Origin of the sequence: Nonomuraea sp. C10 (genome assembly GCF_008017515.1) — a bacterium.
GTDB classification, from domain to species: Bacteria; Actinomycetota; Actinomycetes; order Streptosporangiales; family Streptosporangiaceae; genus Nonomuraea; species Nonomuraea ferruginea.
This window is the reverse complement of record NZ_VPFF01000001.1, coordinates 3,880,948-3,899,064: the sequence shown is the minus strand read 5'-3', so window position 1 is coordinate 3,899,064 and position 18,117 is coordinate 3,880,948. Positions and strand designations below refer to the sequence as shown.

The following is an 18,117-nucleotide window of genomic DNA, read 5'->3' as shown; positions in this document are numbered from 1 at the left end:
TGCTCTTCTGGCGCCGGGACGTGGCGTGCACTTCACCGAGGTGACCACTCTGTCGGGTGTCGCCGGTGAATGGGTGGAGCGTCGGCGTACGGGGTCTTCGAGTTCAATGCGGAAGGCGGCGTCAGGGCCCTTGACGTCACCACCACGGAGGGTGAGCACGGTCGTGAACGTGCTATCGGCTTCAACCACGACGTCGGCGGCACCAGCTACCGTTCCGGGGGCCTCGTCGGAAAGTGGCTGAAGAAGGGCAACGTCTGGTGGGAGGGTTCTCACCAGTCGCACCTCTGGCACACAGAGTTACTTGGTTATGACGAGCAGCTCGTCAACCCGGCTGAGCCCGCGACCCTGAACGCTCTGCTGAAGAACGGGAAGCGAAGTGGAGACACCATCACAGGCGTAATCACCTTCAAGGAGCTTGAGTGGGTTTCCCGCTGGGCGCAGCACTCGACGCACGCCGGCTGGGATTCGGGCACGAGGCTGTCCTACACCATCACTCTGAACTCCATGAACGTGATCAGCAGGGTGCGGAGCACGTTCACATTTGCCGACGGCCTGGACGAACTGGTAGGCAGAACCCTCCACGTCGACACCCGCTACAGCCGGTGGGGTGGCAATGTCTCCATCAAGGCGCCGGACCCTGGTGAGACGACCACCGAGCTATGCATCGAGGGCATCTGCAATTGGCGCCTTCCTGGCTGATGGGCAGAGCATATCCCGATCGTCTATGACAACACCTTGAGGGAGATCTCCGAATGCAGATAATGTCCCGTAGCTCCGATGCGATCGTCCTCGAACTCTCTGTCAAAGAGATGCGCACAATCATCGCGGGTCTGCGTGAAGCAGATCAGGAGTTGGAAGACTGGGAGTTTCAGACAAGAACCGGAGTCGAGCGAAGCGCGATGAGAGAGTTGCACCACGCCATCCACGATGCACTTTATGGAACTGGGGCGTAAGTATTCGTCCTAGCGGTGGCGGCCGTCGACTGTTGCGGGTCCGCAGAGTGGACAGACCTCACGAGGATCGCGGCGGTGAGGGGTTCGATTCGTTGGCGGCGTCCGGCGCTGACTTGGACGTTACGGGCGACGTTGCGGGCCAGGTCGTCTTCGCGGACGGCGTGCTGGAGTGCCGAGCGCAACAGAGCGTGCAGGTAGACGATGATGAGGCGGTCCGCTCTGCGGCCGCCGCGCGTTGGGCGGTCGCCAGCCGCGCTGCGGCTCTCCGGCCGGTCGCGGCCGCGCCGCCCACACGCATTGCTGGATAGGCGCTACTGCAGAGAAGCGCCAACGGCTGCGGCAATAGGACCATGAGAGCGACGCGCGTCACGCCACGCCACGCCGGAGAAGTTGACAACTCAGGGGCTCCGCCCCTGTACCCCGGCCCTCCTCGGAGATGAGGGGACGTGGCTGGCGTGGAAGGGTGGTCACCTCCTCGTCGGCCACCACAAGGGATGCCAGACCGGACCCGATACAGCAGCGCCAGCGGAATGACGACCACGTGTGCGCTGGCAGCCATGGTAACGGCCCTCAAGACTGGAAGGTTGGGAGCCATGCCCGCACGGGGGAAGTGTCCCCGAGTCGCGTGATCGGGCCGTGAAGAGGGTGTTCGAGTTATGCGGCGTGGGTGTCGGTGCCGCGCAGGATGTAGAGGTCATCGCCGAACACTGCCGAGATCTGGAGTTGCCCGCCGAGGGCCTGCACGTAGCGGGCGATGGCCTCCACGGTGGACACCTCGCCGCGTTCGATCTGCGAGACGCGGCTCTTGGTGACTCCCATCAGGTCAGCGACCTCGGTCTGCGACAGGCCCAGGCTCTTGCGCCGCTCGGCCAGGCGGTAGCCGTCGATGTAGGCCTGATTCCGCCGCCGGGCCTCAGCCACGGCCTCCTCGCCGCCGGAGGTGGCCACGATGTCGGCGCGGACGTCACTCCACTTGGGAAAACTCGTCATCGGTCCTTCTCCTCCGCCTCGCGTTCGGCCAGGTACTTCGCATACAGCTCTTCGGCACGAGGGATGGCCCGCCTATACCAGCCGGACCAGTCACCTGACTTGTCCCCGCCGACAAGCAAGATGGCCGACCGCCACGGATCGAATACAAACAAGATCCGGATCTCAGAGCGGCCCGCCGAGCCGGGACGCAATTCCTTCAGGTTGTGGACCCGGGACCCTTCCAACTAGTCGACCAGTGGGCGGCCCAGGCCCGGACCGGCCTCGGCCGGTCGGTCGATGGCATCGACGACCTGCGCCCGGGATCGCTCATCCAGGGCGTTGATCCAGGCAAGGATCTCGTCAGTGACGCGGATCTCCCACTCGTCCACACGAGGGAGTGTAGCATTTGCTCTACTTTTCGACGTCTCGGCGCTGGTCGCCGACGAGATCGATCGCCGCCGCACCCAGGGGACCCAGGACGATTTCCTCCGCCACCCGCTCCCCGGTCAGCAGGTCGGTGCCGGAGGACGCCAGCGCAACGGTGGCGGTCTCGGTGCTGTGGTTGAGGAGGAAGAGGAACTTGTCCCCTCTGATCGTGCACTCCACGTGCGAGGGAACGCCGCGGAACGGCGATCCCGCACCCGCCGCCCGTACCGCCTCCACCAGCATTTCGCCGAAGGCCGGCTCCTCCAATAAGGTGGCGCAGTAGACCACCCGGCCCGAGCCGAACCTGTTCTCCACCACGGCGGCGCGGCCGGCAAGAAGGCCGTCCTGGTGAACCGCCAGGGGCTTTCCGGTTTCCAGGTGGAGGTCCTCACGCCACCAGGTCGCCGTAGCAGCCCGGCCGTCAGCGAACTCGACGGTAAAGGTCTCTGCGGGGCGCGCCGGCCAGTATTCGTCGATCTTGGCGCCGATCAGCTCCCGGAACGCCCCGGGATACCCATCCGGCCGGACCCGGTTGCAAGAATCCACCACGCCGGAGAAGAACGACATGATGACCGTCCCGCCGTTACGGGCGAACTCCTGGATACGCGCTACCCCGACATCATCAATCAGGTACGCGTTCGGGACGATCAATACCTTGTACGGGGACAGATCGCCGGCGGTAGACACCACGTCCACGGGCACATGCTCCCGCCACAGCGGCGTGTAGTGCCGCATCACCGTGTCCACATAGCTGAAGTCATTCCGCGGCAGCCCGTACGTCTCCTCCAACCCCCACCACCCGTTCCAGTCGAACAAGATGGCCACGTCCGCCCGAGACGAGGTCCCGGCGACCCCCGACAGCAACCGGAGCTCCCGCCCCAGCTCCACCACCTCACGGAAGGTACGAGACGACGGCCCCGAATGGGGAAGCATCGCCGAGTGGAAACGCTCCTGGCCGCCCCGGCTGGCCCGCCACTGGAAGAACATCACCGAGTCCGCCCCCCGCGACAGCGCCTGCAGCGACCCGAGCCGCATCCGCCCCGGCTCCTTGACGACGTTGAGCTTCCACTGGCTCACCGCCGAGGCCGCCTGCTCCATCAGCATCCACGGCTGCCCGCCTTTCAAGGACCGGAACAGGTCGTACTGGAAGGCGGCCGAGATGTGCGACGTCGGGTCCGCCGGGTCGGGGTAGATGTCGAGGGCGACCGCGTCCTCCTCCGGCGCCCAGCGCCAGTAGTCGGCATGGCGATAAAAGCGCATAAAGTTGGTCATGACCGGAATGTCGTCCCGGAATGACCGGACGATGTCCCGCTCGGCGACGAAACATTCCAGCAGCGCGTCCGACGTGAACCGCTTGAAGTCGAGCCGCCGCGCCGGATTGGACCACGACCGCGGGATGTTCGGCACCTCGATCTGCTCCCAGGACGTGTAGACCTGCCCCCAGAACCGGGTGGTCCACGCCTCGTTCAGCGCGTCGAGGGACCCGTACCTCCGCCGCAGCCACTCCCGGAAAGCCACGGAACTGGCCGGGTTGTACGCGGTAGGCCCGTACTCGTTGCTGATGTGCCACATCGCCAGCGCCGGATGGTACGAGTACCGCTCGGCCAGCTTGGTGGTGATCGCCGCAGCGTACCGCCGGTAGATCGGCGAGGACGGGTCGTAGTGCAGGCGGCTGCCGAACCCGAACGGCTCCCCGTCCGCCATGATCGGGAAGACCTCGGGGTGCAGGTGGGTCAGCCACACCGGCGGCGCGGCCGTCGGCGTGGCCAGGTTGACCGCGATGCCGTTGCCGTGCAGCAGGTCCATGACCTCGTCGAGCCAGCCGAACGCGTACGTGCCCGGCTCGGGTTCCAGTGAGGCCCAGGCGAAGACGCCGAGCGAGACGACGTTGACCCCGGCCTCGCGCATCAGCCGCACGTCCTCGCGCCACACGGCCGGGTCCCACTGCTCGGGGTTGTAGTCACCGCCGTACGCCAGCCCGCCGACGCGGCTCCTGAACGCGGCCATACGAGACATTGCGCTCCCAAAGCAGCAGTCAACCGATGCCGCACGGCATCAGAAAGTTTCGGTAGGAGTTGCCGGAAACTTGGCCGTCACTTGTTGCGTTACGGTAGGCTCCGCTTCGCGGCGCTGTCAACAGCGCCGCGAGCGCTCCCAGGGGGTTCCGTGCAACGCGCCACGCTCGCCGACATCGCCGCGACCGCCGGTGTCTCCGTGCCCACGGTCTCCAAGGTCCTGAGCGGCCGCAAGCACGTCTCGCCCACCACCCGCGACCGGGTGCTGGAGGCGGCCAGGGCCCACGGCTACGAGTCGCCGCGCCCGCCGGGCGGCCCCCGGGCCGGCATCGTCGACCTGCTCATCAACGGCCTCGGCTCGCCCTGGGCGCACGTCCTCATCGAGGGCGCCGAGGCGGCGGCCGCGCGCTGGGGCTTCTCGCTCGTGGTCACCTCCTCCTACCGCCCCGACTTCGACCGGCGGCGCTGGGTCGGCATGCTCCGCAAGCGCGGCACCGACGGCATCGTGCTGGTGCTGTCGCGGGCCGGCCAGGAGGAGATCGAGGCGATCAAGGACCTGCTGCACGTCCCGCTGGTCCTGCTCGACCCCGTCGGCCAGCGCGAGCTCGGGCTGTCGGCCGTCGGCGCGACCAACTGGGCCGGCGGCGTCCAGGCGACCACCCACCTGCTGGAGCTCGGCCACCGGCGCATCGGCTTCATCGGCGGCCCGCTCGACAAGCAGTGCACGCTCGACCGTTACGAGGGCTACCTCGCCGCGCACCGCACGTTCGGCATCGACCCCGACCCGGCCCTGACCCGTTACGGCGACTTCCTGATCTCGGGCGGCCGGCTGCACGGTGGCGAGCTGCTCGACCGCCCCGACCGGCCGACAGCGGTCTTCGCCGGCTCCGACCCGCAGGCCGCCGGGGTCTACCAGGCCGCCGCCGAGCGCGGCATCCGCGTGCCCGACGAGCTGTCCGTCGTCGGCTTCGACGACTCGCCGCCGTGCGAGATGATGACGCCCCCGCTCACCACCGTGCGCCAGCCGCTCGACGAGATGGCCAACGAGGCGATCCGGCTGGTCCACGAGGAGCTCACGCACCCGCGCTCCACCGGCACCCGCATCGAGCTCGCCACGAGTCTCGTCGTACGGAGCAGCACCGCTCGCGCCAACTGACTCGTCGTACGGTGGCGTGCGGGCCTGACGTCACTCGTCGCGCGGTGGCCAGGGCTTCTGAAACTTTCTGGAAAACGCGCCCTGCCCCGGACGTTGCCGCAGGTGCGCATCGCCTGGTACGGCCGGGCTCCGACTGCCCTCTTGACACCTCTCGACGCGCGCCCTAAGTTGCCGAAATATTAACGGGTCTCCGAAAATTTTCGGCAAAGTCCGGCATCACGGTTTCCGTATGCCGCCCGGCCGAGAGGATGGCATGACGGGCCAGTCACCCCCCGACACCACGCCCGGCACGAGCTCCCCCTGGCGGGACCGGAGGCTGACGCCCGCCGAGCGGGCCGACGCCCTCGTCCCGCTCATGACGCTGGAAGAGAAGATCGCCCAGCTCGTCGGCGTCTGGGCCGGCGCCGACCCATCGGGGGACGGCGTCGCCCCGCGCCAGGCGGACATGAACGTCGTCGACTGGGCCACGGTCATCCGCCACGGCCTGGGCCAGCTCACCCGCCCGTACGGCACCGCCCCGGTCGACCCGGCGGCGGGCGCCCGGTCCCTGGACGCCTCCCAGCGGGAGATCATGGCGGCCAACCGGTTCGGCATCCCGGCCCAGGTGCACGAGGAATGCCTGACCGGCTTCTCCGCCTGGCGGGCGACCGTGTACCCGGCGCCGCTGAGCTGGGGCGCCTCCTTCGACCCGGGGCTCATCGAGGAGATGGCCGGACGGATCGGCCGCTCCATGCGCGCGGCCGGCGTGCACCAGGGACTCGCGCCGGTCCTCGACGTGACCCGCGACTACCGGTGGGGGCGCACCGAGGAGACCATCGGCGAGGACCCTTACCTGGCCGGCAGCATCGGCGCCGCCTACGTGCGCGGCCTGGAGGGCGCCGGGATCGTCGCCACGCTCAAGCACTTCGCCGGCTACGCCGCCTCCCGCGGCGGACGCAACCACGCTCCCGCGCACCTGGGGCCGCGCGAACTGTCCGACGTCGTGCTGCCGCCGTTCGAGATGGCGCTGCGGCTGGGTGGCGCCAGGTCGGTCATGAACTCGTACGCGGAGATCGACGGCGTGCCCGTGGCCGCCGACGAGAGCCTGCTCACCGGGCTGCTGCGCGATGAGTGGTGCTTCACCGGCACGGTGGTCGCCGACTACTTCGCCGTCCGGTTCCTGCAGAGCCTGCACGGAGTGGCCGGGGACGGGGCGGAGGCGGCCGGGCTCGCGCTGCGCGCCGGGATCGACGTCGAACTCCCCACCGTCGACACGTACGGCGGGCCGCTCGTCGAGGCCGTCAAGTCCGGCACGGTCAGCGAGGCGCTGATCGACCGCGCACTCCGCCGCGTCCTGACCCAGAAGGCCGAACTCGGCCTGCTCGACGACGGCTGGCAGCCCGTCCCGGCCCTCGCCGGCGAACCCGCATCCGCCCACGCCTCGGCAACCGGTTGCAGTTCCGGAACGGAAGACGGCGACCCCGAAGGGGAGGACCCGGTCGCGGGGAGGTCGCGGTTCGACGACGAGGGGTCACGGGAGCTCGCGCTGCGGCTGGCCCGTGAGTCCGTCGTGCTGCTGCGCGACACCGGCGTGCTGCCGCTCGCCCCGGGCCGGAAGGTCGCCCTGGTCGGCCCGGTGGCCGACGATCCGATGGCGATGCTCGGCTGTTATGCCTTTCCGAATCACGTCGGTCCGCACCATCCCGGGCAGGGGCTCGGGCTGGAGATCCCGTCGCTGCGCGAAGAGCTGGCGAAGCGGATCCCGGGGCTCACGTACGCGCCGGGCTGTGACGTCAGGGGAGAGGACACCGCAGGCATCGCGGCGGCCGTCGCCGTCGCCAGGGAGAGCGACGTGTGCGTGCTCGCCGTCGGCGACCGGGCCGGGCTGTTCGGGCGCGGCACCTCCGGCGAGGGGTGCGACGCGACCGACCTGAGCCTGCCGGGCGTGCAGGCCGAGCTGGTGCGGGCGGTGCTCGCCACGGGCACCCCGGTGGTGCTGGTGCTGCTCGCCGGTCGCCCGTACGCGCTCGGGCCGGAGACGGACGCGGCCGCGGCCGTGCTGTTCGGCTTCTTCCCGGGCCAGCTCGGCGGCCGGGCACTGGCCGAGGTGCTCACCGGCGCGGTGAATCCGTCAGGGCGGCTGCCGGTCAGCGTCCCCCGCGACGGGGGCGGGCTGCCGGCCACCTACCTGACCCCGCCGCTGGGACGGCGCACCGACGTGTCGTCGGTCGACCCGACACCCGCGTTCCCGTTCGGGCACGGCCTGACCTACACGACCTTCGAGTGGACAGGGGCCGAGAGCGGCGGAGAGTGGCCCGTCGACGGCGAGACGGTCGCGGCCGTCACCGTCCGCAACACCGGGGAGCGGCCCGGTGCCGAGGTCGTCCAGCTCTACCTGCACGACCCGGTCGCCCAGACCACCCGTCCGGTCGTCCGCCTCATCGGGTACGCCCGCGTACCGCTGGAGCCCGGCGAGGCCGCCCGCGTCACCTTCACCGTCCACGCCGACCTCGCCTCGTTCACCGGCGTGCGCGGCAGGCGGATCGTCGAGCCCGGCGACGTCGAGCTGCGCCTGTCCCGCTCCAGCGCGGACGTGGCGGCGACGCTGCCGCTGCGCCTGACAGGCGAGGAACGCGAGGCCGGCCACGATCGGCGCCTGCAACCGACGGTCCGCGTCGACCGCGCCACCGACCCCGGCGCCGGCGTGAGTGAGACCGTCTCCGGCGAGCACGGCACGATCGGCGCGGGCCGCCGGGATGGAGTACCGGAGGTCTGATGAGCGCAACCGACACGGTCCCGCCGGACACCCGCGAGCCGCGCCGGGCCCGGCCGGACGGAGGGAAGCCGCCGGCGGCGCCGCGCACCACGTGGCGGCGGGCGCTGCGCCGCGACTGGCAGCTGTACACGCTGGCGCTGCTGCCGCTGGCCTTCTTCCTGGTCTTCAGGTACGTGCCGATGATCGGCAACGTCATCGCCTTCCGCAAGTTCGAGCCGGGCGGCAGCCTCTTCGGCGAGGAGTGGGTGGGCCTGCGCTACGTGCGCATGTTCCTGGACGACCCGACGTTCTGGACGGTGTTCACCAACACGCTCGTCCTCGGCGGCCTGACGCTGCTGTTCTGCTTCCCGCTGCCGATCGTGCTGGCGCTGCTGCTGAACGAGATCCGCACCCGCAAGCTCAAGCGGTTCCTGCAGTCGGTGTCCTACCTGCCGCACTTCCTGTCCATCGTGATCGTGGCCGGCATCGTCATGCAGATGACGGCCGTCGACGGCCCGATCAACCAGCTGCTGAAGGTGGTCGGCGAGGAGCCCGTGCCGTTCCTGCAGAAGCCGGAGTGGTTCCGGACGATCTACGTCACGTCCGAGATGTGGCAGACGGTCGGCTGGGGGACGATCCTCTACCTCGCCGCGCTGACCACCATCGACGACCAGCTGTACGAGGCGGCGCGGATCGACGGCGCCGGCCGGTGGCGGCAGATCTGGCACGTCACCCTGCCGGGCATCCGCCCCACGATCATGACGCTGATGATCCTCAACATCGGCACCTTCATGGCCGTGGGCTTCGAGAAGGTCCTGCTGCTGTACAACCCGCTGACCTACCCGACCGCCGACGTGATCACCACGTACCTGTACCGCATGGGCGTCGAGTCCAGCAGCCTCAGCTACGCCGCCGCGATCGGCCTGTTCGAGGCGCTGATCGGGATCGTGCTCATCACCTCGGCCAACGTGATCTCCCGCCGCACAGTAGGGACGAGCCTGTGGTGAAGCTGGACGACAGCCCCGGCTACCGCGTGTTCCGGTGGATCAACGCGGTGATCCTCACCGGCGTCGTGGTCGTGACCCTGTATCCGTTCGTCAACATCATCGCCCGCTCGTTCAGCGAGGAACGGTACATCGTCACCGGGCAGGTCAACCTGATCCCGCGCGGGTTCAACCTGTCGACCTACGAAGTCCTGATGTCGGACCCGATGTTCTGGACGAACTACCGCAACACGGTGGTCTACACCGTCGTCGCCACGGCCATCGCCATGGTGATGACGACGTGTTACGCGTACGTGCTGTCGAAGAGGCACCTCAAGGGCCGCACGGTCCTCATCTGGATCGCCGTCTTCACCATGATCTTCTCCGGCGGACTGATCCCCAACTACGTGCTGATCAACAGCCTCGGTCTGACGAACTCCATCTGGGCCATCGTCCTGCCCAACGCCATCAGCGTCTTCAACCTCCTGGTCATGAAGGCGTTCTTCGAGAACCTGCCGACCGAGCTGGAGGAGGCCGCCGCGATCGACGGCCTCGGCACCTACGGCATCCTGTGGCGCATCGTGCTGCCGCTGTCGAAGGCGGTCATCGCCACGATGGTGCTCTTCTACGCGGTCTCGTTCTGGAACTCCTGGTTCACCGCGTTCCTCTACCTGCACGAGCAGCGGCTGTTCCCGGTCACCATCTACCTGCGCAACCTCATCGCCGGGGCCACCACCTCGGATTCCTACGGCCTCGCGGCCGGTGACGTGACGCAGGCGGCGTCGAACATCCAGTCGGTGGCGATCATGCTCACCGTCCTGCCCATCCTGGCGGTCTACCCCTTCGTCCAGAGGTACTTCGTCTCCGGCGTCATGCTCGGCGCGGTCAAGGGATAGACCGCAACCCCACCCCCACGGCAAAGGAGTCCCTCCATGCGCGACATCTCACGACGTCAGGCGATCATCGGACTGGGCGCGTTCACGCTCGTGCTCGCCGGCTGCGGCGAGGACGGCACGGCTCCGAAGGCCGCCGACACGTCCGCGAACAGGGCGGGCGCGATGGCGAACTACGGCGTCGGCCAGCAGTTCAAGGCCACCGAGCCGATCTCCTTCGACGTGCTCTACAACAACCACTCGTTCTACCCCAACAAGAACGACTGGCTGTTCTGGCAAGAGCTCACCAAGCGGACGAACGTGACGCTCAAGCCCGTCGAGGTGCCGCTCAGCGACTACGAGCAGAAGCGCGGCCTGCTCGTGGGCTCCGGCCAGGCCCCGCTCATCATCCCGAAGACCTACCCCGGGCAGGAGGACACCTTCGTCTCCTCCGGCGCCATCCTGCCGGTCAGCGACTACCTCGACCTGATGCCGAACTTCAAGGACAAGGTCGCCAGGTGGCGGATGGAACCGGAGCTGAACACGCGCAGGCAGGCCGACGGCCGCTTCTACCTGCTGCCCGGCATGCACGAGAGCGTCTGGGTGGACTACACGCTGGCCGTCAGGACCGACATCATGGAGAAGCTCGGCCTGGAGGTCCCGGCCACCTGGGACGACCTCTACACGGTGCTGAAGGCGATGAAGGAGGAGTACCCCGACCAGTACCCGATGACCGACCGGTGGGGCGACCCCACCCCGGGCGGCAACCTGTTCAAGCTCGTCGCCCAGGCGTACGGCACCAGGGGCGGCTGGGAGTACCTGCACGCGACCTGGGACCCCACGGCCGGCAAGTTCGCCTTCACCGGCGCCATGCCGCAGTACAAGCAGATGATCGAGTACCTGCACAAGCTGGTGCAGGAGAAGCTGATCGACCCGGAGAGCTTCACCCAGCAGGACGAGCAGGCCAAGCAGAAGTTCACCTCCGGCAAGTCCTTCGTCATCAGCACCAACGCGCAGAGCCTGATCAACGACTACCGCGGGCCGCTGGAGAAGACGGTCGAGGGGGCCAAGGTCACCAAGATCCCGGTGCCCATGGGCCCGGTCGGCGACTACAAGATCGGCACCCGGCTGGAGAACGGCATCATGATCTCCAGCAAGGCCAAGGACAACCCGAACTTCGTGGCCATGATGCAGTTCATCGACTGGCTGTGGTACTCCGACCAGGGCCAGGAGTTCGCCAAGTGGGGCGTCGAGGGCACCACGTACACCAAGGACTCCGCCGGCGCCTACAAGCTCGCCGACGACATCGACATGGTCGGCCTCAACCCGGGCGCCTCCAAGCACCTGCAGAAGGACTTCGGCTTCGGCAACGGCGTGTTCGCCTACGGCGGCACCACCAAGCTGCTGCAGTCCACCTTCTCCGAGGAGGAGCTGGAGTTCCAGAACGTGATGAACGCCAGGAAGCAGTGGCCGGTGGACCCGCCGCACCCGTTCACCGACGAGGAGCGCGAGCGGTCGACCCTCTGGGAGACGCCGCTGAAGGACCACGTCACCCAGAACACGCTCAAGTTCATCCTCGGCGAGCGCGACCTGGCCGAATGGGACGCCTACGTCAAGGAACTCGAAGCCAAGAACATGACCACCTACATCGACCTGGTCAACGCCGCCGCGGACCGGTTCAAGAAGGAGCACGGCTGAGCCGATGGGCGAGGTGACCGCCGGGCGGCGGTTCGGCGAGGGGCCGCTCTCGCGCGCCGCCGCCCTGATCTACACGATGCTGGTCGTCGAGCTGCTGCTGCTGGCCGCCACCGCGCCGGGCCTGGCCGGGCTGGTGCTGCTCGACCGCGACGCGAGCAACCTGCCGCTGTACGCGCTCTGCGCGCTGCCGGCCGGCCCGGCGCTGTCGGCCGCCCTGTACGCGCTGCGCCACCGGAGCGCTGACCTGGCGGACCTGTCACCGGCGGCCGCGTTCCTGCGCGGCTACCGGGCCAACGCCGCCGACGTGCTGAAGGTCTGGGCGCCGTGGCTGGCCGGCATGACCGTGGTCGGGGTCAACCTGGCGCACTTCGCCGCCGCCGGGGTGCCGGGGTGGTGGGCGGCCCTGCTGGTCGCCGTCGCGGTGGCGGCCGCGCTGTGGGCCGCCAACGCGCTGGTGATCGCGTCGCTGTTCCGGTTCAGGGCCGTGGACGTCGCCCGGCTGGCCTCGTACTTCCTGGCCCGGTGCCCGGGTGCCACGCTGGGCAACGCGTGCCTGCTGGTCGTGGCGGGCGGGCTCACCCTGGTGGCCACCGAGCTGGCGCCGCTGGCGCTGGCGTCCGCGTTCGCGGCGGGGCTGCTGCGCAACAGCCGGCCGATGATCGCCGAGATCCGCGAGCGCTTCGTGTCCGGTCAGTGAATGCGGCGGCCGTGCGCGTCGGGCACGCCCGACTTGCGGAAGAAGTACGTGTTGATCTGGTCGCGCCACTCCCGGGCGGAACGGAGCTGCTCGTCCAGCAGGTCGCGCACCCGGGCGTGCAGCGCCGGGTCCACCAGCCCGGCCAGCCCGTCCCAGACGGGCCTCAGCTCCGCGACCTCCTCCGCGCCGGCGAAGTGGGTGTCGTAGATGTGCTGGATGACCGTCTTTCCGCTGCGCAGCACGTGACCGTACGGGACGTGGTGGAAGAAGAGCAGCAGCTCGTCCGGGCACCGCTCCGCCGACTCGTACACCTCCGACCACGGCTCCGGATACTGGCCGGTGCAGCCCGTGCCGGTGGCGCGCGTCCGGTCCACGCCGACCCCGTCGCGGTCGGCGAAGTGGTACGTGCCCCACGGCGTGTACTCGTAGCCGTCCACGTCCGGGCCGTAGTGGTGACCGGGCCGGACCATGAAGCCGACGCCGAGCGGCGCCGTGTAGCGCTCGTACGTCTCCCACGAACCGTCCATGATCGCGTGCAGCGGCTCCCGCAGGCGGCCGGCCGTGTCCGGGAAGGTCAGGCCGATCCACTCGTCGAGGATCTCCGCAGGGCCGAGCCCCGGGTCCCAGGCCAGCCGCCCGAACGCGTACAGGTTGGCCTGCGCGAGCGGATGCCCGGTCCAGTACGGGTCGTCGCCCGCGTTCGAGACCGCCACCAGCTCGCCGGCGACGCCGGCCACCGTCCGGCCGCCGGGACCCCACGGCTCGAAGCCGAGCACCTCGCGCCACATCGGCGCCAGGTAGCAGACGTGCCGCTGCTGGCCGGTGTACTCCTGCGTCACCTGAAGCTCCACCGCCAGCCGGGTGCGCGGCATCGCGGCGATCACCGGCGAGACCGGCTCGCGCACCTGGAAGTCGATCGGCCCGTGCTTGACCTGGAGGATCGCGTTCCCGGCGAACTCCCCGTCGAGCGGCGCGAAGTGGTCGTAGGCGGCCCGCGCCCGGTCGGTGGAACGGTCGCGCCAGTCCTGCCGGTGGTCGTAGACGAAGGCCCGCCAGTGCACCACCCCGCCGTACGGGGCGAGCGCGCCGGCCAGCAGGTTGGCCCCGTCGGCGTGGCTGCGCCCATAGGCGAACGGCCCCGGCTGCCCCTCAGAGTCTGCCTTGACCAGGTAACCGCCGAAATCCGGGATCGCCTCGTACACCCGCGCGGTCGCCCCCGCCCACCAGGCCCGCACGTCCTCGTCCAGCGGGTCGGCGGTGGACAGCCCGCCGAGGACGACGGGCGCGGCGAAGGTGACCGACAGATGGACCCTGATCCCGTACGGGCGCAGCGCGCCGGCGAGGGCGGCCACGTCGCCGAGCCGGTCGGTGAGCAGCCGCGCCTCGGTGGCGTGCACGTTGACGTTGTTCACCGCGACCGCGTTGACGCCGGCGGCGGCCAGCAGCCGCCCGTAGGCGCGCACCCGGTCCAGGTCGCCGCGCGGGCCGCCGTCCGCCCAGAAGATCGAACCGCCCGCGTACCCGCGCTCGACCTGCCCCATCACGGGATGCACGTCCACGTTGTCCCAGTGGTCGAGCATCCGCCGCCGCATCGCCGGCCGATGACGCTCGGCCGGGAAGTCCGCGCCGAACGCCCGCTCACCCAGCCGGACGACATGGAACAGCCCGTACAGCAGCCCCGCCCCCTCGCCGGCCACCACGGTCACCCCACCCCGCCGCCCGACAAGGAACGCCTCGCCCGGCATGCCGGTTTCCCCGGCCTCTTCGCCGTAAAGGACCGCGCGCGCGTGGGCCGGGAGGTGGTCGGACGTGGCCAGCACCAGGTCGGCCTCCCCGTCCTCGTACAGACTCCCGCCGAACCGGGCGCAGGCCCGCGCGACCTCGTCGCGGACCGTGCCGGCGAGCAGCCCGTCCCCGCGTACGAGGACCCGCCGGGATCCGATCGCCCGGAACGCCTCGGGAGGCAACCAGGCCGGATGGACGTCCGTCATGAGAAGAATCTATCGAGAAAACATGACAGTGGATGTCCTCTTTTCCGGGAAACCTGGTCGCATGATTGCTTTGGTGGCGGGCGCGACCCGCGGAACAGGACGTGGCATCGCCGTCGAACTCGGCGCCGCCGGCGCGACGGTTTACTGCACCGGCAGGACGACCCGGGAGCGGCGCTCGGAGATGGACCGGCCCGAGACGATCGAGGAGACGGCGGAACTGGTGACGAAGGCCGGCGGCACCGGCATCCCCGTGCGGGTGGACCATCTTGATCCGGCCCAGGTCAAGGCCCTGGTCGAGCGGATCGACCGCGAGCAGGGCCGGCTCGACGTGCTGGTGAACGACGTCTGGGGCGGCGACAAGCTCTGGAGCTGGAACACCCCGGTCTGGGAGCAGGACCTGGAGAAGGGGCTGAGGATGCTCAGCCTGGGCGTGCACACCCACCTCATCACCAGCCACCACGCGCTGCCGCTGCTGATCAGGAACAGGGGCGGCCTGGTCGTCGAGGTCACCGACGGCACGTGGGACTTCAACGCCCCCCGCTACCGGGAGAACCTCTACTACGACCTGGTCAAGATGTCGGTGAACCGGCTCGCCTTCAGCCAGGCGCACGAGCTGCGCCCGCACGGCGGCACGGCGGTGGCGCTCACGCCGGGGTTCCTGCGTTCGGAGGCGATGCTGGAGAACTTCGGCGTCACCGAGGAGAACTGGCGCGACGGGGCCGAGCGGGAGCCGTCGTTCGCGGTCTCGGAGACCCCGGCGTACGCGGGCCGCGCCGTCGCCGCCCTGGCCACCGACCCCGACCGGGCGCGCTGGTCCGGCAAGTCCGTCGACAGCGGCACGCTGGCCAAGGAGTACGGCTTCACCGACGTGGACGGCAGCCGCCCCGACGTGTGGCGGTTCATCGCCGACACCGACGGCGGCAAGCAGCCGAACCCGGACGACTACCGGTAGAGCGCCGTCATGCGGGCGGCGGCCTCCGCGACCATCGACCGTAGTTCCGCCGGCTCCAGCACCTCCGCCTCCGGCCCGAAACGCAGCACCTGCGAGTACGCGATCTCGATCGACTCCACGCGGAGCCGCACCGTACCGTCGGGCTGAAGTGAGGCCACCGCGTCCGGCAGCGCCGCCGGGTCGGCGACGTGCCGCAGCATCCGCAGCCCGGCCTCGGTGAGCCGCAGCGTGATCGAGGTCCGCAGCAGCGAGTGGCCGAACGCGGCCGACTGCTCGGCCCAGAACGCGGCCAGGTCGAAGCCCGGATCCCGGACGAACACGTCGTCGCGCACGGCGATCTCACCGAACCGGTCCACCCGGAACAACAGGAACCGCGCCTGCCCCGCCGACTGCCCCTGCGGCTGTGCCGATGACGGCCCCGGCCCAGGTGACGGTCCCGGTCCTGGTCTCGGTGATGGTGGGGACGGGGATCGGGCCGCGAGGTACCAGGCGCCCGCCTTGAGGACCAGCCCGTACGGCTCCAGGGTGCGCGTGCGTCCCTTGTACCCGGCGGTGACCCGCCGGTCGCCCCACACCGCCCTGGCCAGCGGGGCGAGCTGCGGCGGCGGTGGGGAGTCGTGCGCGAACCAGCCCGGCGCGTCCAGGTGGAAGCGCTGCGCGGCCGTCGCGGGGGCGTCGCGCAGCCCGGGAGAGAGCGCGGCGGCGGCCTTCAGCCGGGCCGTCGCCGCCACCTCCTGCAGCCCCATCTCGCGCAGCGCGCCCGGGACGCCGGACAGGAACAGCGCCTCGGCCTCCGCCCGGTCCAGCCCGGTCAGCCGGGTCCGGTATCCCTCCAGCAGCCGGTAGCCGCCGCCGCGCCCCCGGTCGGCGTAGACAGGGATGCCGGCCGAGGACAGCGCCAGCACGTCGCGGTGGACGGTGCGCTCCGACACCTCCAGCTCGCGGGCCAGCTCCGCCGCCGTCATGCCGCCGCGGCCCTGCAGCAGCAGCACGAGCGACATCAGCCGGGCGGCGCGCACAGCGGCATGATCACGGCGGACGGGTGATCAGGGGAGTGGAAGACCTCGACGTCGCTCGGCACCATCGGCCCGCCGGAATGGGTGAGCGGATCGCCGGTGCCGGGGTTGCGGGCGATCGTCGGATAGGCGCCCGCGGCGACGTGCACGCGGACGCGGTGGCCCCGCCTGAACCGGTGGCCGATCGGCCACAGCTCCACCCGTACCCTGCGCACGTCCCCCAGCGTATCGGCGTCCAGCGGGCCCAGGCGGCGCACGCCCTCGCACACGTTCATCGACCGCCCGTCCGGATGCACGTCGCACACGCGGACGACCACGTCCGCGTACGGGGTGCTGGAGCGGACGTACAGCTCCGCGCTGACCGGGCCGATCATCTCCAGGTCGGACTCCAGCGGGGGCGAGCTGTAGACGAGCACGTCGCGCCGGGCCTCCAGGCGGCGCTGGTCGCGCGGCCGGGAGTCGGCCAGCAGCACCGGGCCGCCGATCACCGGCGTCGGATGGTCCGGGTGGTAGCGGAACCGGTCCGGCTCCGACTCCAGCGGGCCCTCCGTGCCCAGCCCGAAGCCGTGCTGCAGGTGCCAGCGCCGCCGCCGCAGGCCGGGCACCGGCCAGTCCGGGTACTCGCGCCACTCCTCGGCCCCCGTCACGTACAGCCGCACCGGCTGGTCGCGCAGCCCGGAGACGTCGCCCAGCAGGTGGGCGCGGAACCAGGCGAGCGACTCGGCCATCGACGGGCCCAGGTTGCGGGCGTCGATGTGGTACCAGGGGCCGATCGTCAGGTACGGCCGCCGGCCCGCCGCCCGCATCGCCGCGTAGTCCTTGAGCTGCCACGGCAGGAACACGTCGTACCAGCCGCCGAGCATGGTGACCGCCGCGTCCACCTCGCCGACCGTGGGGGAGTGGTCGCGCCGGGTCCAGTACGGCGCCGGGTCGGCGTGGTGCGCCACCAGGTCGCGGTAGAAGGGGAGCGGCCGGCCCGCCGACGCCAGGTCCAGCTCGCCCACCGGCCGCCCCGACAGCACGGCCCGCCGCGTCACCCGCGGCGCGGTCAGCCCGGCCGCGCCGCCGAAGCGGCGGCCCATGTGCTCGGTGAGCGTGGTCCAGCTCAGCGCCGACTCCAGCGCGAACGCGCCGCCCACGTACGCGGCGTCCCTGAACTGGGAGGCGGTGATCTGGGTGGCCATCGCCTTCAGGTCAGGGCCGGCGTACGGGGCCACGGCCCACTGGGTGAACCCCAGGTAGGAAGGGCCGAACATGGCGAACGAGCCCCCGTACCAGGGCTGCTCGCGCATCCACGCGATCGTCGCCAGGCCGTCGTCGTGCTCGTGGCCGAGCGGGTCGAGATCGCCGCCGGAGCCGAAGCCGCCCCGGCAGCTCTGCATCACCACCTGGAAGCCGTGCCAGGCGAACCCGCGCCCGTACAGCAGCCCGAACAGGCCGCGGCGGCCGTACGGGGAGCGGATGAGGACGACCGGCGCCCGCTCCGCCCCGGCGGGGACGTAGCGGTCGGCCAGCAGGGTGACGCCGTCGGGCATCCGCACGGGGATGTCACGGTGGACACGTACGCGTCGCATTACCTACCAGTAACATATGTGGCCGCGCAGGCGGTAGCCCGGAGCCCGGCCGATCCGGCCGGACGCACCGGCGTGCGCGGG

Annotated in this window: 15 protein-coding genes; 8 read left to right on the top strand and 7 right to left on the bottom strand. The window is 70.2% G+C overall.

Annotated elements, in window-relative coordinates; genetic code table 11:
* The first annotated feature begins 69 nt into the window (after positions 1-69).
* Complete coding sequence (locus tag FR742_RS17865; RefSeq protein ID WP_148031995.1) at positions 70-699, top strand: hypothetical protein; 630 nt, start codon at positions 70-72, stop codon at positions 697-699.
* A 908-nt stretch (positions 700-1,607) separates the two neighbouring features.
* Here the strand turns inward: FR742_RS17865 and FR742_RS17860 are convergent.
* From FR742_RS17860 to FR742_RS17850, 4 genes are read right to left on the bottom strand one after another with little or no spacing between them, the layout of a single operon-like run.
* Positions 1,608-1,943 carry a helix-turn-helix domain-containing protein gene (locus tag FR742_RS17860; protein ID WP_148031994.1) on the bottom strand — a complete coding sequence of 112 codons (336 nt, stop codon included), beginning with the start codon at positions 1,941-1,943 and terminating at the stop codon, positions 1,608-1,610.
* Complete coding sequence (locus FR742_RS17855) at positions 1,940-2,167, bottom strand: type II toxin-antitoxin system RelE/ParE family toxin (RefSeq protein ID WP_315970621.1); 228 nt, start codon at positions 2,165-2,167, stop codon at positions 1,940-1,942. The genes FR742_RS17860 and FR742_RS17855 overlap by 4 nt, the downstream gene beginning before the upstream one ends.
* Positions 2,168-2,311 carry a hypothetical protein gene (locus FR742_RS46385; RefSeq protein WP_315970620.1) on the bottom strand — a complete coding sequence of 48 codons (144 nt, stop codon included), beginning with the start codon at positions 2,309-2,311 and terminating at the stop codon, positions 2,168-2,170. It abuts the gene before it with no gap.
* Between the two features lie 22 nt (positions 2,312-2,333).
* Positions 2,334-4,355 carry a beta-galactosidase gene (locus FR742_RS17850; protein ID WP_148031993.1) on the bottom strand — a complete coding sequence of 674 codons (2,022 nt, stop codon included), beginning with the start codon at positions 4,353-4,355 and terminating at the stop codon, positions 2,334-2,336.
* A 159-nt stretch (positions 4,356-4,514) separates the two neighbouring features.
* Here FR742_RS17850 and FR742_RS17845 point away from each other — a divergent pair, with 159 nt between their 5' ends.
* The 6 genes from FR742_RS17845 to FR742_RS17820 all read left to right on the top strand — a co-directional run bounded on the left by FR742_RS17845 (position 4,515) and on the right by FR742_RS17820 (position 12,503).
* Positions 4,515-5,519 (top strand): LacI family DNA-binding transcriptional regulator, encoded by a 1,005-nt coding sequence (locus FR742_RS17845; RefSeq protein WP_261808591.1) that lies wholly within the window; start codon positions 4,515-4,517, stop codon positions 5,517-5,519.
* A gap of 253 nt (positions 5,520-5,772) precedes the next feature.
* Complete coding sequence (locus FR742_RS17840) at positions 5,773-8,274, top strand: glycoside hydrolase family 3 N-terminal domain-containing protein (protein WP_148031992.1); 2,502 nt, start codon at positions 5,773-5,775, stop codon at positions 8,272-8,274.
* Positions 8,274-9,260 carry a sugar ABC transporter permease gene (locus FR742_RS17835; protein ID WP_148031991.1) on the top strand — a complete coding sequence of 329 codons (987 nt, stop codon included), beginning with the start codon at positions 8,274-8,276 and terminating at the stop codon, positions 9,258-9,260. The genes FR742_RS17840 and FR742_RS17835 overlap by 1 nt, the downstream gene beginning before the upstream one ends.
* Positions 9,254-10,132 carry a carbohydrate ABC transporter permease gene (locus FR742_RS17830; protein ID WP_148031990.1) on the top strand — a complete coding sequence of 293 codons (879 nt, stop codon included), beginning with the start codon at positions 9,254-9,256 and terminating at the stop codon, positions 10,130-10,132. Before FR742_RS17835 ends, FR742_RS17830 begins: the two co-directional genes overlap by 7 nt.
* Before the next feature lie 36 nt (positions 10,133-10,168).
* Entirely contained in the window at positions 10,169-11,806 is a 1,638-nt protein-coding gene (locus FR742_RS17825) for an extracellular solute-binding protein (RefSeq protein ID WP_148031989.1), read from the top strand.
* A 4-nt stretch (positions 11,807-11,810) separates the two neighbouring features.
* Positions 11,811-12,503, top strand: coding sequence for a hypothetical protein (locus FR742_RS17820; protein ID WP_148031988.1), 693 nt, complete (start codon positions 11,811-11,813; stop codon positions 12,501-12,503).
* On the opposite strand, the gene FR742_RS17815 is transcribed toward FR742_RS17820, so the two are convergent.
* Entirely contained in the window at positions 12,497-14,494 is a 1,998-nt protein-coding gene (locus FR742_RS17815) for an alpha-glucuronidase (protein ID WP_148031987.1), read from the bottom strand. The two genes, FR742_RS17820 and FR742_RS17815, sit on opposite strands and share 7 nt — an antisense overlap.
* A 61-nt stretch (positions 14,495-14,555) precedes the next feature.
* On the opposite strand from FR742_RS17815, the gene FR742_RS17810 reads away from it, so the two are divergent.
* On the top strand, positions 14,556-15,446 hold the full coding sequence (locus tag FR742_RS17810) for an SDR family oxidoreductase (RefSeq protein WP_219544392.1): 891 nt from the start codon (positions 14,556-14,558) through the stop codon (positions 15,444-15,446).
* Here the strand turns inward: FR742_RS17810 and FR742_RS17805 are convergent.
* Both FR742_RS17805 and FR742_RS17800 read right to left on the bottom strand, forming a co-directional pair.
* A complete protein-coding gene (locus FR742_RS17805; protein WP_148031985.1) occupies positions 15,437-16,465 on the bottom strand; it encodes a YafY family protein in 1,029 nt (342 codons plus the stop codon). The genes FR742_RS17810 and FR742_RS17805 overlap by 10 nt on opposite strands.
* Complete coding sequence (locus FR742_RS17800) at positions 16,447-18,036, bottom strand: CocE/NonD family hydrolase (RefSeq protein ID WP_187281194.1); 1,590 nt, start codon at positions 18,034-18,036, stop codon at positions 16,447-16,449. Before FR742_RS17800 ends, FR742_RS17805 begins: the two co-directional genes overlap by 19 nt.
* Between the last annotated feature and the right edge of the window lie 81 nt (positions 18,037-18,117).